The organism is Lysinibacillus sphaericus, assembly GCF_001629735.1.
Lineage (GTDB): Bacteria > Bacillota > Bacilli > Bacillales_A > Planococcaceae > Lysinibacillus > Lysinibacillus pinottii.
The window spans coordinates 2297767-2312383 of the sequence record NZ_CP015224.1; the positions used below are offsets into that span (position 1 = coordinate 2297767).

The 14617-nt window shown below is 38.1% G+C and carries 19 protein-coding genes; 1 reads left to right on the forward strand and 18 read right to left on the reverse strand.

Annotated features, from left to right (window positions below; translation table 11 throughout):
* Nucleotides 1–328: 328 nt before the first annotated feature.
* Nucleotides 329–1222 (reverse strand): helix-turn-helix domain-containing protein, encoded by an 894-nt coding sequence (locus A2J09_RS11205; protein ID WP_036162170.1) that lies wholly within the window; start codon nucleotides 1220–1222, stop codon nucleotides 329–331.
* A gap of 173 nt (nucleotides 1223–1395) precedes the next feature.
* Between A2J09_RS11205 and A2J09_RS11210 the strand changes: the two genes are divergently transcribed.
* Nucleotides 1396–1599, forward strand: a complete 204-nt coding sequence (locus A2J09_RS11210; protein ID WP_012295268.1) for a helix-turn-helix domain-containing protein — start codon at nucleotides 1396–1398, stop codon at nucleotides 1597–1599.
* Nucleotides 1600–1707: 108 nt separating this feature from the next.
* On the opposite strand, the gene A2J09_RS11215 is transcribed toward A2J09_RS11210, so the two are convergent.
* From A2J09_RS11215 to A2J09_RS11290, 17 genes are all read right to left on the reverse strand, one after another.
* The gene (locus tag A2J09_RS11215; protein ID WP_012295269.1) at nucleotides 1708–2178 is read right to left on the reverse strand and encodes a hypothetical protein; all 471 of its coding nucleotides are present in this window, start codon (nucleotides 2176–2178) and stop codon (nucleotides 1708–1710) included.
* A 105-nt stretch (nucleotides 2179–2283) separates the two neighbouring features.
* Nucleotides 2284–2622, reverse strand: a complete 339-nt coding sequence (locus tag A2J09_RS11220; protein ID WP_036162175.1) for a YhjD family protein — start codon at nucleotides 2620–2622, stop codon at nucleotides 2284–2286.
* A complete protein-coding gene (locus A2J09_RS11225) occupies nucleotides 2616–2840 on the reverse strand; it encodes a transcriptional regulator (RefSeq protein WP_036162852.1) in 225 nt (74 codons plus the stop codon). Before A2J09_RS11225 ends, A2J09_RS11220 begins: the two co-directional genes overlap by 7 nt.
* A 142-nt stretch (nucleotides 2841–2982) precedes the next feature.
* Nucleotides 2983–3678 carry an N-acetylmuramoyl-L-alanine amidase gene (locus A2J09_RS11230; RefSeq protein WP_080695220.1) on the reverse strand — a complete coding sequence of 232 codons (696 nt, stop codon included), beginning with the start codon at nucleotides 3676–3678 and terminating at the stop codon, nucleotides 2983–2985.
* Nucleotides 3675–4064, reverse strand: a complete 390-nt coding sequence (locus tag A2J09_RS11235; protein ID WP_012295273.1) for a phage holin family protein — start codon at nucleotides 4062–4064, stop codon at nucleotides 3675–3677. The genes A2J09_RS11230 and A2J09_RS11235 overlap by 4 nt, the downstream gene beginning before the upstream one ends.
* Nucleotides 4065–4116: 52 nt before the next feature.
* The gene (gene dcm, locus A2J09_RS11240) at nucleotides 4117–5373 is read right to left on the reverse strand and encodes a DNA (cytosine-5-)-methyltransferase (RefSeq protein WP_012295274.1); all 1257 of its coding nucleotides are present in this window, start codon (nucleotides 5371–5373) and stop codon (nucleotides 4117–4119) included.
* A gap of 168 nt (nucleotides 5374–5541) precedes the next feature.
* A complete protein-coding gene (locus A2J09_RS24445; RefSeq protein WP_252898060.1) occupies nucleotides 5542–5652 on the reverse strand; it encodes a CD1375 family protein in 111 nt (36 codons plus the stop codon).
* Nucleotides 5652–6092, reverse strand: coding sequence for a hypothetical protein (locus A2J09_RS11245; protein ID WP_012295275.1), 441 nt, complete (start codon nucleotides 6090–6092; stop codon nucleotides 5652–5654). The genes A2J09_RS24445 and A2J09_RS11245 overlap by 1 nt, the downstream gene beginning before the upstream one ends.
* An 18-nt stretch (nucleotides 6093–6110) precedes the next feature.
* The gene (locus tag A2J09_RS11250; protein WP_012295276.1) at nucleotides 6111–7445 is read right to left on the reverse strand and encodes a phage tail protein; all 1335 of its coding nucleotides are present in this window, start codon (nucleotides 7443–7445) and stop codon (nucleotides 6111–6113) included.
* 1 nt (nucleotide 7446) lies between these two features.
* Nucleotides 7447–8094 carry a phage tail protein I gene (locus A2J09_RS11255; protein WP_012295277.1) on the reverse strand — a complete coding sequence of 216 codons (648 nt, stop codon included), beginning with the start codon at nucleotides 8092–8094 and terminating at the stop codon, nucleotides 7447–7449.
* Nucleotides 8087–9217 (reverse strand): baseplate J/gp47 family protein, encoded by a 1131-nt coding sequence (locus A2J09_RS11260; protein ID WP_012295278.1) that lies wholly within the window; start codon nucleotides 9215–9217, stop codon nucleotides 8087–8089. Before A2J09_RS11260 ends, A2J09_RS11255 begins: the two co-directional genes overlap by 8 nt.
* Nucleotides 9207–9509: a hypothetical protein gene (locus A2J09_RS11265; protein ID WP_012295279.1), complete on the reverse strand. Its 303-nt coding sequence runs from the start codon at nucleotides 9507–9509 to the stop codon at nucleotides 9207–9209. Before A2J09_RS11265 ends, A2J09_RS11260 begins: the two co-directional genes overlap by 11 nt.
* Nucleotides 9510–10184 carry a phage tail protein gene (locus A2J09_RS11270; RefSeq protein WP_051563280.1) on the reverse strand — a complete coding sequence of 225 codons (675 nt, stop codon included), beginning with the start codon at nucleotides 10182–10184 and terminating at the stop codon, nucleotides 9510–9512.
* Nucleotides 10185–10194: 10 nt separating this feature from the next.
* Complete coding sequence (locus A2J09_RS11275) at nucleotides 10195–10386, reverse strand: hypothetical protein (protein ID WP_012295281.1); 192 nt, start codon at nucleotides 10384–10386, stop codon at nucleotides 10195–10197.
* Entirely contained in the window at nucleotides 10386–11402 is a 1017-nt protein-coding gene (locus A2J09_RS11280; RefSeq protein ID WP_012295282.1) for a phage late control D family protein, read from the reverse strand. Before A2J09_RS11280 ends, A2J09_RS11275 begins: the two co-directional genes overlap by 1 nt.
* Nucleotides 11399–11614 carry a tail protein X gene (locus A2J09_RS11285; RefSeq protein WP_036162178.1) on the reverse strand — a complete coding sequence of 72 codons (216 nt, stop codon included), beginning with the start codon at nucleotides 11612–11614 and terminating at the stop codon, nucleotides 11399–11401. The genes A2J09_RS11280 and A2J09_RS11285 overlap by 4 nt, the downstream gene beginning before the upstream one ends.
* On the reverse strand, nucleotides 11607–14558 hold the full coding sequence (locus tag A2J09_RS11290) for a phage tail tape measure protein (protein ID WP_051563282.1): 2952 nt from the start codon (nucleotides 14556–14558) through the stop codon (nucleotides 11607–11609). The genes A2J09_RS11285 and A2J09_RS11290 overlap by 8 nt, the downstream gene beginning before the upstream one ends.
* Nucleotides 14559–14617 lie beyond the last annotated feature (59 nt).

Below are 14617 nucleotides of genomic sequence, written 5' to 3' on the forward strand. Positions count from 1 at the left end.
CGCATGTAATGAGCAGTCTAAAATGAAGTGCAAACCATTGATACAACAACATTTCATCTATGCCCACTTCAATACTCGCATGGCATTCAATCAGGCACAATATCGGGTATACAAGTGGGCATAAAAATCAACTCACAATATACACTCTCATACGAGGCTCTATAGGTTCTAAAAATTCATTGCGACTAAATTTAGATGAAGGACAATTTGTCCCTAGTTGAAACTTTATGACTTTGTTATATATGTGTCGTTAAATATAAGGTACCTGCAATTTACAAGTACCTACACGATTTGTTCAGGTACCCCTCTTTCCATGGGTGCAAAACAATCACCATTCAAGCCAGTTTTCTAAATTACTTGGTGAACTACCCACATTTTGTGGGTAGTTGCTACGTTCTTCTAACCAATTGTAGAAAGGTACTGGACGTTCTTTAACAGGTGTTTCTTCTATAGATGAAGAATTTTCAGGCTTCACTTTCGAACGTCCTACAGCCTTGTTATACGCTCCTACAAATACGGCTCTTAATGTACTTGCTACAGTTAAAGTACCTTCTTTAATGTCCATAGCAATTTTAAATAGCACGTTCTTAGCTTTTATAAAGTCAGGTGCATTTTGAACCTGTGCAGCTAATACAACTTTGTGCAATTCATCTTTCAAGTTATCTGCTAGAGGCACGCTATTCATGAAATCAAATAGCATCATCTGATATTCATTCATGTATTCCTTTTTCTTTTCAGCTTGCATAGCCAATTCATTGCCAAGACTCATAATATTATTTGCTTGTTTAGAACTTAAAAGATTAAAAGATTTAGATGCTTGATTTTCAAATTGTGGAGGACAAACCACGTCATTACTAGTTTCACCGACTGTCTCTCGTTGGGACATGCTCGATGGGACATAAGGTAAAATGCGATAAATACTAGCCCCTTTAATGCCGTTTAATTTAGTGCTTGGCACTTTTTCAATGATGCCTAACTCTGCTAATTTCTTCATTGATCGATAAACTGTCTTTGTGCTGATTTCCAATGATGAAGCAATGGTACTCGCTTTTAAGTGGCATACACCTGTGTATTCTAAGCTGTGTGATGCAAGTTTAAATACGATTGCTCGCTCTGACTCTGTTAAGTTGTAATAGTGAACCGCAATATGGTCCTCCACACTCTTATCCATATTTGCTACTGAATCGAATGTTATGTATTGTGCTAGGTATTCGAATGCCAATTGTATTTCACCTCATTTCCATGCATAAATAAAATTATTAAATTTCATTATTTATTGATTTGAGTATAGATTATTAAATTTAATAATTCAAGTATTTAATAAAAATTATTTATTAAATTTATGGATTTGTGTATAATGGGATTTAAGGAGAATATAATTAAAGAGGTGAAATCATGGAACTAAAAGTTAAATTAAAAGAAGTGTTAAATGAACGAGGAATGTCACAAGTGGAGTTAGCAGAAAAGACAGGATTAACACGTACAGTAATCAGCGAACTTGCAACTAATAGAAGAACTTCAATAAATCGTGAACACATCACCAAAGTTTTACAAGCCCTTGAAATTAAAGATATGAACGAAATGTTTGAGATTAAGTAGCAGATAACTAAATAAGGTTGTCTGTTTTTTTGTATGTTGTGGGAATAAATTTGCAAGTACAAAAAAAGACCAGGTGCTCAAATGATATTGAGAACCTGGTCATCTCTTTTAATTTAAACAACGTCCTATTTCTTCTAGCCACGTTTTCCCGCCATAAACAACAAACGTTGTTTCATTACCTTTCACATCAAAAACCTTAATTCTTTGCGAAATAAAAAGATTTAAGCCAAGTTCAGCTCGATCTACATCCTTCAAACTAATTTCCCTATATAAATTAGGGTTAATGTTTAGTGCATGTGCACAAAAAATAAGACGTTGATTTGTTAACAGCAAACGGCCACCATCTGATTTTGTTGCACTATAATAGAAATTCGCCATACCTGACCGTATTGGCAACTCATTTGCACACATCTCAATTTCATGGAAAAAGATTTTTTTATAGGTTGGTTTAAATTCATTTAAATCATATGTTAACTGTTTTGCTTCTGATGTGATGATGTAACTGCCACAGTACTCACATATAGAGTCTTTAGGATTAAAAGTTGCAGCACAGTTTGGGCAGTTTAGGGCTTTAACCATCGCTTCATCGCTCCTAATATGTATTTATTTATAAAGTATACTTTAATTTACTTAATGTACCAATACTTTATAAACTATAGACCAGATACTCATACTCATACCTGGTCACTCTAACTGACTAATTAATAATTTTTCTACCTGAGTTTTCAAAGCCATATTAGCGTAGCGCAGTACAACATCATTACCAGCTGTAGCTATATGCACATCGCTAAAATACTCATCTATCTTTTCTACCTTTACTAATCTTATTTTGTCTTTTGCTAACAACCTTTTTGAATTGTAGTAATCCTGTGTTATGTCTTTTAATAGCTTATCAAGGATTGATAAATAAACTTTACTCATTTTCAAATTTTCAATTACAGGGAAGTCGCGTTGCAATGATTGTACTGCCATTTCTAGAATTAAAAATTTATGAAAAAGTTTCCGTTGTTCAGGTTTCAACATACAACAGAACGATCCTTGTGAATGACCGGAACAACCGCCAACACACTATCAATCATAAATGTTCGTTTTGCTTGCCTTGTAAAACAATATGCTTGAAACGAATTACCAACAATTTTAATAATCTTGATACGTCTTTTTGACACTGTCCCATCTTTGGCCATGTACATCATATTTAATAATTGGTCACGTTGCATTGATTTAATTAGTTGTTCTTTCATCATTTCACACCTCTCATTGAGAACGTTCGTTTGTATTATTTTAGAACAAATGTTTGTGTTTTATCAAGTGAAAATTTTGGAAATAAAAAACGGCCCATTACCAATAAAGGTAACAGGCCTTTGAGTTGCATATGCACTTATATTATTTTACTTCATACAATTTTGTTATTTTACTCTCATTATTATAAACAAGTTTCAATCCTAATAGCTCAGCTAAATCACGAACTTGAACGTGTGTCCTACCATCAATAATCACAGCAGGGATTGTCTTAGCATCATTAAGCATGACTTTAGCTTCCTGTACCTCTTTTACTTCTTCTAAACCATTCTTAATGTCTAATTTGAATTGTTCCTCTGTAATCCCCATGCTCGCTAAATATGAATAAGGATCTCTGTGTGTCGTGCCTTTTAAATTGTCCGTAATCCAACGGTGTGACTTAATACCGTTGCCTGTCCCATCTAACACAACAGGTATGCAAGCCTCTTTTGCAAGCTCTCTTAACAGCCAAATATAAGCTGCGTAATCCTTTTTAAATTGACCTTTGTCATTTGTACGAGCAAGCTCTACTTGTGCGTAACTAAGTGGATTTCCTTTTGAACCACAACCATACTGTAACTTGCCAACTGGCGCAACTTGTACAATTTTACCTCCGCCCCCTACCCAGTGAGACGTAAACGCATTAGCTTTATTACGGTTCATATAAGCAATTTCATTTTCTAAAGCATTAGGACCACAATTCTTTGAATTTCCTGATTCATGAGCAATAACATACTTAATAGCAGTTAAATTATAGTTAGGTAGTCCAGTCATTAGACGTTTCTCGATTTTATATGTCATTTGCGATCACCTTCTTTTTTATTAAACTTTTCGATTGTTTCATCAACTATCCCTGGCATATCTACACCTAACATTTGCAGATTTTCCGCAATACTTCCACCTTCTTTATATAAGAACAGTGCAAGCGTGAAGCCTGTTAAATAAAACTCAAGTCCAAACATCATATCTAAAGCAAATACAAAGACAATTGCTACTAACTCACTTATCCAGCGAATAATACCATCACGCATTATTGCTGATTTATAATTCACTACTCCTTTCCAAGTTTTTAGCAACCCTGTTGTAAAGTCGAGCATCTTAAATAAAAAGTAAGCAGCAAACATGTAGTAAATTGGCTTTGGTACTAATACTAAAATAGGGTGTTGAATAATTTGTGTAATGTCCATATAATTCCATCCTTTTTCGTCAAATTAAAAAGCACCCTCATTTCAGGGGTGCTTAAAGTCGTTTCGCTATTTCATATATCACTGGCACACTCACAGAATTGCCAGCTTGTTTATACAATTGTGAATCTGAATTTACGTCTGTAGCCTTTTTAAATGCTTCGTCTGGAAAACCTTGTAGCCTCCAACATTCTAAAGGCGTAAGTCGTCTAATACGAAATTCATCTGTTAACACACCTTGTTGGCATCCAGTGTCCAAAGTGTTAGCAATCCCTTTTCCTACACGTCCTCTACGAGTTGTTGAGTTAGGGACGCTAAAGTTCACACTGTCACCTGGATAAGCCACATCGTAGCCTTTTGTAGTAGCCTCTTTAATAGCCACACCATGACGATTCTGTGCTGTAATTGTAAACATAGGTTCATCTGGTCCTTTGATACGTCTACCATTTTGTCTTTTTTCTATACGGTCAGGTGTAAGAACTGGTAAACAAATTTTAGGCACAGGTGGTTGAGTTAATGTAGGGCTAAGACCTTTGACATGATACACACGATTTGTTTGTTCGTGTTTACCAGGTAACTTCCCTACAGTTCGAATAACAACTTGCTTAGGGTTTTTAGCATCTGTAGCCATCAATGATCCTACAACGCCATCAGAGTCGTAAACTAACTCCCTTTGACTAAGTGTTGTATTAATGTTCTTTTGAGTGCTACCAAAGATTTTTATTTTTGATTTGCTATTAGAGCCTTCACTTTCTCGTCCGATAGGAAATACTTCTCTGGTACTTGTTCCTCTAAGATGTCCGACAATGAAAATTCGTTCTCGATTTTGTGGTGTTGGACGTTCTTTAGTTGAGAAGTCTTTAGTGTTAAGCACTTGCCATTCAACGTCATACCCAAGCTCATCCAGCGTATCGAGGATAATTCCGAACGTTTTCCCTTTGTCGTGAGATAATAGCCCTTTAACGTTTTCAAGGAATAAATACCGTGGTTGGATTTGTTTAGCTGCCCGTGCAACTTCAAAGAACAATGTTCCTCTAGTATCTTCAAATCCTTGTCGCTTTCCAGCAACGCTGAATGCTTGGCATGGAAATCCTCCGCAGATAATATCGACTGTCCCTCTAAATTTGCTGAATTCTTCGTCTGAAACTGTTGTAATGTCATGTGCAGTCCACTCTCCTTCTGTGTTGTGTATAGCTTCATATGACTTGCGTGCAAATTTATCCCACTCGACATAACCTGCACAGGTATGTCCAGCTTGTTCCATGCCTAGCCTGAAACCGCCAATACCTGCAAAAAAATCTAAAAATTGCATAGCTTTTTCCCCTCCGATATGTAATAATGAATATCGGATAGGAACACTTGTTCTTATTCTGTGATGAGAGGCTCCTATATGTGAGCCTCTTTTTTACGTTATTTAATATTCAAATTCCCAAGCGTTTGGGATTTTAGGCATAAAAAATAACGCTAGCTTATGCTGCGTCTACTTGGTTTCGTTTTCGAGTAATGCTTGTACAGCTTCTCGCCATAACAACGGCACTTGGTCAACTGTTCGTAAATTCATTTTAATTAAATCCCAATATAGTTTTGCCATTATAAAACCTCCTTAGTTGTTATTAATTCCGCCAATTCTGCAATAGCTACTTGATTTTCTATTTTGTCTTGTTGCTGTGCCTCTGCTGATTCAGCTAACGCTAATTTCAATTCATTATTTTCAACTTTTAGTTCTTCTTTTTCTTGCAGTAACCGCTCAACCATTGTTGATAATGGCGTGCTGAAACTCGGATACTCAAAAAGAACTTGACGAGTTTTCACGTCCATTTGCCATGACCTAGCTGTTTGAAAATCTGACTGAAACTGTCCGAAATCTAGTTGGATAAAGTCAATAATTTCTGGATTCCTTGCTTGCAATACTGAATACATTGCAAAGTCCTGTTCTTTGGTTGTTGGTACTGCGTTAGCGTTTGGATTTTCGGGAATAGTTAAAACTACGTTCCCGGTTAATTTTTCGTAATAAAGTTTATGACCTAACATAATATTACCCCTCCATTTTTAAATGATTACGCATGTCCAATAAATTTGACAATATATGTTTCCATCGTTCATATCTAAATAATCAGTCGGGCCGCCTCTTATGGTATATCTTGCTACATATACTTTTGCAGCAGAATCGTAAGTTGTATCTATATTCATGATTATATATCTATTAGAACCATAGGTAGTAAAGCTACCAGAAGTAGCGTTTGCTGCTCCGTTACCGTGCGCCGCCTTTCGTGAAGCCGCCGTATTTACATATTGATCCCATGTCAATCCGGCCGCCCATCCAACAGGTTTAAAACCGGCCGGGAAATTCCACGTTACCGTATAAGTCGGTTGTCTATCACGCCAATCTGTAAAGTTGTGAGTAACTATTGAAATATCGTATTCTGACGGTGCTGTCCCAACTACTCCAAATATATTTACTCCTTTTTTGATGTTAGAAGCTAATAAGTGTGGGCTCCCCTCAACATATCCAGTTCCATCATGGACACCTTTTAATATCGCTTTATTCGTGGTTCCTGGTATAATAATCTGCTTTCCTATTTCCACCTCGCTTTCACCCTGTAAGATAAAAGCCCCGTCACGGTAGCGAACAGTATAAACACCGTTAACAATACCATTACTAAACGGTGTACCATTCGCTTTCTTGATAGGGATAGCACCTAATCCATTTATGTTTAATGACATTGCTGCAGTGCTGTTTAATTTAACAGGAAACGACACACCCAAACCGTTTTTATAGCTTGGTATAGCTTCATGTGTTGCGGTTAAAGTGTTTGCTGTACCCTCTACTTTTTCTATCCATTTAATGTTTGATGGATCTGTAATATGTTGATTAAGCTGTTGTTGTAAATTTTCAAGTCCTGAAACAACAGTGGCAACTTTATCATCTACATATTTTTCACTTGCATAAATAACAGAAGGATCGATTTTCAATGTGACAGCGCTTGTATTAGTCACTTCAAAGACAGTTTTAACAGTGAGCTCTTTGATACTACCTTCTGAAAAAGTAGGCTTGTATGTCTGTGGTAATTTACCAATTGCTAACAAAACATTATTCTCATCAAAAATACCAAGTTCTCGAATTTCAAAACCTCCAACCGTTCCTGGTATGACGGCTTTAACAACAATCCAATTAGGATTGTCCGGATCGGTTGTAACAGATGATGCATTACCAATCCACTTTTGATTGCGTAGCGCTGTAGCTTCTTTTGTTGGTGTGTAATAGGCACCATTACTATCACCTACACCTAATTTCGCGAAATTTACTTGTTTTTGAGTAATTGTGGCATTTGCCACAGCTGCTAAGCCAGCGTTTGTAAGTATTGTGTCAAATTTTTCGCTCAATTCAATTTCCCCCTCTCGGATATACGGTTAGATTTTCAGAGCTTACTGTATTAGCAGCTGCTATTTTAATTTTTGAGTTCGATGACAAGTCTGTAGCTATATATGGATACACCACAATTTCTTCTGCAGTAAGTGTTGCAGAACCTACATAAATATTGTTTTGCCTTGAAGTTAAATTAATATCGAGTACTTCAAGCCATGACCGATTGTTTTTGTATGTTTTAATTAAACGCTCCAGAAGTTGGATTGTAGCATTGTCAACACCTCTATCAGATACATCTATACTTGCCTTGAAATAATAAGGATCTCCATCGTATTCGTACCACTCTTCTATTTTTCCATCCAAATTCAGTAATTCAAATACACGTAACAACGCAAATTTTGTCCCTTTCTTTCGATGCACATGTAAAGCATTTCTTACAACGTTTTTCTTTTCTTCTAGTGTAAGTCCTTCGTAAAAATCCACATGTTTCTCAAAAGCTAAAAAATCGACTAACAGACTTGGTGCATCTTTTAATAAATATAGATTTGAAATAGCTCGGAACTCGTCATACAACTGTGTAATTTGAATTTCAAAAGCTTCTGTTAAAGCAACTGTGAAGGGATCGTTTTGTAATGAATAGGGTAACAGCTTTGTTAAATCAGTCATCAATGAACCCCATAAACGTTAATTTTGGTTCGTTCGCAACAGCAATTTTTGTCTTTTCAATTTCTGTATAGTTCACCCCGATTACCTCCACACGCTCTGCCAATTTTTCAGATTTTGTACTTTTCAACCTTTTCACCACTTCACTTGGATTGACATCACGACCAAGCTTGGACCGTTGCCAAACCAAATATGTTTGATACTCAGTGTCGATTTTCTGCATGAGCTCATCTGCTACCGTTGCTTTGCTGTTTGGTAGCCAATACTGTACTTCTAAATCAAAATTTTGTACGTCAGGAATAGTTGCTATGACATTGTCAGTGAGTGGTCTAATGTTCTCTGCAGAACAAATGGCCAAGATTTTATCTAGATGTTGTTGTGTAGGAATCTCACCATTTTTAAGTAAGGCCACAATGCGCGTTACACCTGGTGAAGGACTGTCTACCTCTACATCCACAATGTCTTGACTAGATGTTAATGCATAATATTTATAAGCTAAATCAGGACCAGCTACTGAAAACTTCTCAGGAGCCAAGCGAATACGTTCTGCATATGGATCATCTTCTTCTATTTCTGCCCCACCACTCGATACAACCGTGTTAACAACCGATTTAACATAGGGTAAAGGATCAACTAGTGTAACTGTCTCACCAGGTAAATAATCGTTGCCGATTTCACCTACTTCTGTGCAAGTTACTGGCAGTTCAATGTAATTAGTATCAATAGGTACTACCGCAATTCTGGTAGTCTGGAAATAAACATCTGCAATTTTTACCCTTGTTCCTTGTGGTATTGGCAAAGCCACACCCCTAGCAGTCTCTAAATTGAATCCTATTACGGTAGTAGCTGCTCTTTCTTCTAGTCTTGGTGTGTCTAATTCGTCACCTTTTAAATCAAGCATATCGTCTGATGCATACGCCAACAGCATTTGCTTCAATGCATGTTCAGCTCGATTTCGTTCAAATGTTACAAAGACGGCCAACGATTCAACAAGCTTTCGCCTTGGATCAGCACGCTGAAACTCTTGTCCTGTCTTATCGTTTATATGCTGCAACATTTCACTGACAATGGATTCAGGAGACTTCTCGAAAAACGATATATCAGGTAAATTAAATCTATTCGCCATTCACAGACACCTGCACTTTCGCCTTGAAAATACCTTGTTCGGCATCCCCTGTAATTTCAATTGCTTCTATAACAGCTCTTGGCTCAAATTGGTTAACAGCCCCCACTACCCTTGCACTATACATGGCTTTAAGGATTGGGAGGGGTCTATCAACAACTAATTCTATGCCAAACCCACGGTCCAAAGGGCAGTCCATTGCAACAGTAGACATAATAAAAGCGACATTCTGCAGTACCTCTTGTACGCCTGTCGCTCCGTAATCTATTTCTTTCATGGCTTCTACTTCATACAATTAACTCACTCCCTTGAACGTTGAATATTTTGTACTGGCTGTTATATACTTTCCACTGCCAAGATGATACCAATCACCCTTTTTCTCATACACTGTTAATGTATTGTTCTTTGATGCAATGCCAAGGATTTTATAACTTGTACCTGGTCCATTTCGAATATTAACCGACTGAACAGTTATGGTAATGGTTCCACTCTTTTTCTTCGATGTGTTGCTACTGTTACTTGCTGTTGCCTTTTTAGCAGTATTTTGAGTCGTCTTTTTAGTTGTTTTAATGGTGATGGGGTATTCCATCATGTCCACTGTCACTTCGATACTAAGGACATTCCCTCGGTTATCAATGTTTTTATACGTTTCGTTAATTTTGGTTATCACAAATGCGTTATTAGAAAAAGGACGATTCCCTATAATCAGTACAGCCCTTTTTCCTTTTCGTACATAGTCACGCCATTTATCCAACTCTTTAATGGGGTTTACGCCCAAATCTGCACGTAAGACCATATCAAATGTAATTGGATCAACTTCTGGTCCATCAAACTCCATGATCGGTTTTTGATGTTTAATTGCATGTTTAGTGTACCTGGCTTCTGTAGTCCGATTTAAATTATCGAATGTATGGATTTTATCTCGCGAAACTTCAAATACCAAATCCCCAAAGGTTCCGATTATGCCCATAAAATCACCTCTATTCTAATTCCCCTAACATATAGCTTTTGCCATTAGAGAAAGAGCAGACAACAGTCGCATCTATTTCTGGTAACGTCGTACCTTTAAAAACTTGTATTTCTCCTGAAACCATATCATTACTTTCTAAGCGTTTCACACGAATAGTTCTTGCTGCAGCATCAACATTTACAACTTGGCATTCCTCTAACATCAATATCCCTCCAGGCATCTTCGTAAATATAGGGTAGTGGAGGAATCATTTTGAATCACCTGTGAAGCAATGTACTTTCCATTTAGTTTCCCAAACTCTACTAAATTGAATGTCATTCCTGCGTATAAAGGCACCAATGAATATACTTTTAAAGTGACAGTAGTAGCCTCTCTGTTTTTTTCTCTAAGTTTTTTCTTGGCTATTCGTAATGCTTCTGCTTGTGATGACACCTGTTGTTTCACATTTAAAACTCGACCTGTTTTAGGTGGATTTTTAGGCGTGAAAGTAGCCGAAATGGTTTTCTTTTTTAACGTATGTGTCACTTTGCAAGCCTTGTATGTGTCGTGTAATGTATTTGTAAAGCTTCGTTCGATTACTTTTATTACATCCGTTTCTTTGCTTTTACGTCTGATGTAATACTTAGCTTCTTGTTTTTCATAATCTTCTTCATTTAGGACCACAATGCTGTTATTAGCGATTTTTAAGCAAAGCCCTTCATCTTTACATAGACGATAAATAAAAGCTAAATCAGTTTCGTTGTCTTGTTCAATTCGATCTTTTGTAGGGTTTTCTGACGATTGCCATACAAGTTTCATGCCGTTCCTCTTTGCAATTTCACTAAACACACTTTTTAACTTTACTTTTTCCCAAGCTTTACTCTTATGTTCCCCACGCAAACTCGACTTCTCGGATGTTGCCAGGGCCATAATGGTTATGGTTGATTCATTCCCACTGATTGTATCCACTTCAAATTTCCCTATCTTTTGTTTGAAAGAATCACCTTCCCAGTTCAATTTCTCAATATCTGCTTGTATAAGAGATCCTTTAGACGGAAACCATGCCCCCAACCATAAGGCTTCTGAATCCTCTAACTCAATATTCAAATCATCAATTTCCCCAGATAAGTGATCTGTATATGTCCAAGAAATTAAATGTTTACTTAACGTTTCATTTATATTTTGATGGTTGTACAGAATATTGAGCCGTGTACTTTTTGCAATCTTTGTTGTACTCATAGTTCTTCATCCTCCCCTAACCACTCAGGGCGTTCTGTCACATCTTCAAGCAAAATATCTGGAACATTTAATATAACCCCACCACTAAAGATTAAAGTGTCTTTGCATTGAGGATTTGCGTCAAATAAAAGAGGAAGCAAGTATTCGCTTCCCCACAATTTGTATGCTATTAAGTCCCACGTTTCGCCTTGGGTAGTTCGGTAACTATTCATATTGCGTCCTCCTAGATGGTGTGCCACCAGGTACTGATGCATTTTTAACGCGCGATGCTAAATTATTTAACTCAGCAATCACATTTTGCGTAGCAGTTTGAATACCTTGCATACTATTAAACAGGCTAGTCGCATTTGCAATGACTGCAGCTAATGTGGACATATTCGACGTGGATTGATCAGTAGCCATTTTCAATGAATAAAATGATGTCACAAACGAAGTACTGACTTGGCCAGTATACATTGTCAAATTACCCATATTAGCAGCTGTAATACTTGCACTATTTTGTATAGACATAAAAGAAGTACCTACCGTTGTGCTAGCTAGTCCTACCCCTGTTGCTAACTGCATCATATTTGTGTCGACTAGTTTTGCATTGGTAGACATGGCTGTTATGGCTGTACTTGTAGTTTCAAAGGTAGTCGCTAATTTAGTAGCAGATGTATTTAAAGCCGTGGTATCAAGACCTTTTTTAGCATCAGCACTTGTACTTGGTGCCTTACTAGGTGTAGGTTCAGATTTACTTACAGCTGCAGTTTTAGGTTCACTACTACCTCTCACTGTATCTACGGCTTTTCCTCCAAACCATCTACCGCCTACATATCCAACTGCTCCGCCTAACAGTCCGCCAACAGCAGTGCCAATACCTGGTGCGATGGCTGTACCAATGGCAGCACCTAATTTCGCACCACCTAAACCGCCAGCCAGACCACCAGCCGTTTCCCCTGTCGCCTTCACTTTGTCATTTGATTTATAAATGCTATATGCATCCATAGCAAGGCTCAGTGGCAACATGGCTCTACCACCTGCCTTACTTATCTTACTCCACATGCCACCTGTCCGAGGGGGAGTAGTTGCAACAGGTGCTGGCGTAGTAGGTGTTGATCTAGGTGGTGTCACTGAGCCTGTTCGGGACGGTGCTGGACTTGTTGTTGCCGTAGTTTGTCTATTTCCACCGCCATATGGTGTAACTGTACCTGTTTGACTCGGACCCATACTACTATTATTAGATGGTGCTGGACTCGCTGTTGCCGTGGTTGGTCTGTTTCCACCGCCATAGGACGTAATTGTGCCCGTTTGACTTGGACCCATACTGCCACCGTTACTTCCTGAATTGGAAGGTGCCGGACTAGATGTCGCTGTAGTTGTAGGAGGCGTTTGATTTGCTGAACGTCTAGATTTATACAAATCTTTGCCCCATCTACCTGCCCCAATAGCTCCCTTAACTAGTGTGCCTCCACCCATCATCCAAGCTGCCGCACCTAGCCCTAGTGCTCCGCTAAAATTACCATCAAGAGCACTGGAAACTGCCCCACTTGCTGCTCCAGTTAGCCCCGCAATCCACGCCTTACCCGCGATTGTTCCCAATTGCGTAAAAATCCGTCCCATTGCTTCGCCACCTGAACCAGATAACCAAGTTTCTACTTTTTTAATGGCTGTATTTAACATGTATTCTACTTTTTCGCCCACATCCATATTGCTAAATAATTCATACTTTTGAAGCTCTTTATTATATTGGTTAATCGCCTTTTGAGCATCTTGTGGGTCCATGTTTGGTTCTATTTTGGGTTTAATTGGTTTTGATGTACTAAATGGTGCAGTAATATCACTTAGAATCTTTGCTGTAGCTTTACCTGCTTTTTCAATACTGCCCATGTTCTGATCAAGATTTCCCGTTATTCCATCGAAAAACTTTTGAAATACCGGCAAGACTGGTTTCATAAATTTGATTTGGGCACCCTCGATACTACTTTTTAAAAGTTGAAGGGAACCCGCATAGTTATCTACCATAGTTGCAGACATTTTTGCTGCAGTTCCATCTGACTTCTCTAATGCCGTTGTCATTTTTTGAAGTTCATCTGACCCAGTTGAAAGTAGAATAGCCCAATGTTTAAATGCTTCTGCACCGAAGAGTGTTTGTAGCGTACTAACTCGCTGCTTATCACTCATCCCTGCTGTACCTTTTTCTATCTCTTTTATCAGAGAAGGAAGTGACTTCATTTTTCCTTGAGCATCAAAAAACTCCATGCCTAATTTTTTTGTTTTTTCCGCTATTTTACCTTTGTCCTCGGCTAATCGACCCATTGAGCTAGCAAATGCTTGACCTGCAACTGAACCCTTCAAACCTTGGTTAGCAAGTGCCATCATTGCTGCAGAAGTTTCTTCAAGGGACCATTTAAATTGATTTGCGGTAGGAGCTGCATATTTCATAGCTTCGCCAATCATCTCAACATTTGTATTAGCGTTAGCTTGAGCATATGCAAATACGTCTGCAGCATGTCCTGCTTTATCCGCGCCCATACTAAACGCTTGCATCGTATCACTCGTTATATCTGCTGCTCGACCTAAGTCCATAGCACCTGCTGCCGCAAGATTTAGCATACCAGGCATTGCCGAAATGATTGCATCTGTTTTCCAACCAGCTAATGCTAGATATTCCATACCCTCTGCAGCTTGAGTAGCAGAAAATACTGTTGATTTACCAAGGTTTTGTGCCGTGTCATCGAGTCTTGTCAAATCAGTACCTGTTGCACCAGATATAGCAGAAACTTTAGACATTTGCTGTTGGAAATTCCCCGCTGTATTAAGTGACGACATTGCTATACCTGTAGCAGTTGCTGCTACTCCAACTGCCGCTACACTTGCCACTGTTTTTGTTGTATTCATCCCATTGTTAAACGTGCTCTTTAAAGCAGTGATTCGTCTTTGGCTATTTTCGAGTTGCCTTAATTCGCGAGACAACCTAGCTGTACTCTCAGCATACTGTGATTGGTGAATAGTACCTTGCCTAAAATCACGACCTAAACGATTCATTTCTTGTTGTATAGCTCTCGCTCTACTACTTAAATCGTTTAATCTTGAAGTAGCACCCCTGAAAGATGAAGTCAAAGAGCTGCCGATAGCACCGTTTATTTGAACAGTTGTTTCAAATGTTCTCGACACTACTTATCAGCTCCTTCCAATTCTTCAAATGCTTCTAACCAAGCATTCAAATCACCTAC

Bases quoted from the DNA above. Each gene is read 5' to 3' on its own strand.
- A2J09_RS11210 (WP_012295268.1), top strand. From the start codon at position 1,396: ATGGAACTAAAAGTTAAATTAAAAGAAGTGTTAAATGAACGAGGAATG.
- A2J09_RS11215 (WP_012295269.1), bottom strand. From the start codon at position 2,178: ATGGTTAAAGCCCTAAACTGCCCAAACTGTGCTGCAACTTTTAATCCT.
- A2J09_RS11220 (WP_036162175.1), bottom strand. From the start codon at position 2,622: ATGTTGAAACCTGAACAACGGAAACTTTTTCATAAATTTTTAATTCTA.
- A2J09_RS11225 (WP_036162852.1), bottom strand. From the start codon at position 2,840: ATGAAAGAACAACTAATTAAATCAATGCAACGTGACCAATTATTAAAT.
- A2J09_RS11230 (WP_080695220.1), bottom strand. From the start codon at position 3,678: ATGACATATAAAATCGAGAAACGTCTAATGACTGGACTACCTAACTAT.
- A2J09_RS11235 (WP_012295273.1), bottom strand. From the start codon at position 4,064: ATGGACATTACACAAATTATTCAACACCCTATTTTAGTATTAGTACCA.
- dcm (WP_012295274.1), bottom strand. From the start codon at position 5,373: ATGCAATTTTTAGATTTTTTTGCAGGTATTGGCGGTTTCAGGCTAGGC.
- A2J09_RS24445 (WP_252898060.1), bottom strand. From the start codon at position 5,652: ATGGCAAAACTATATTGGGATTTAATTAAAATGAATTTACGAACAGTT.
- A2J09_RS11245 (WP_012295275.1), bottom strand. From the start codon at position 6,092: ATGTTAGGTCATAAACTTTATTACGAAAAATTAACCGGGAACGTAGTT.
- A2J09_RS11255 (WP_012295277.1), bottom strand. From the start codon at position 8,094: ATGACTGATTTAACAAAGCTGTTACCCTATTCATTACAAAACGATCCC.
- A2J09_RS11260 (WP_012295278.1), bottom strand. From the start codon at position 9,217: ATGGCGAATAGATTTAATTTACCTGATATATCGTTTTTCGAGAAGTCT.
- A2J09_RS11270 (WP_051563280.1), bottom strand. From the start codon at position 10,184: ATGGGCATAATCGGAACCTTTGGGGATTTGGTATTTGAAGTTTCGCGA.
- A2J09_RS11275 (WP_012295281.1), bottom strand. From the start codon at position 10,386: ATGTTAGAGGAATGCCAAGTTGTAAATGTTGATGCTGCAGCAAGAACT.
- A2J09_RS11280 (WP_012295282.1), bottom strand. From the start codon at position 11,402: ATGAGTACAACAAAGATTGCAAAAAGTACACGGCTCAATATTCTGTAC.
- A2J09_RS11285 (WP_036162178.1), bottom strand. From the start codon at position 11,614: ATGAATAGTTACCGAACTACCCAAGGCGAAACGTGGGACTTAATAGCA.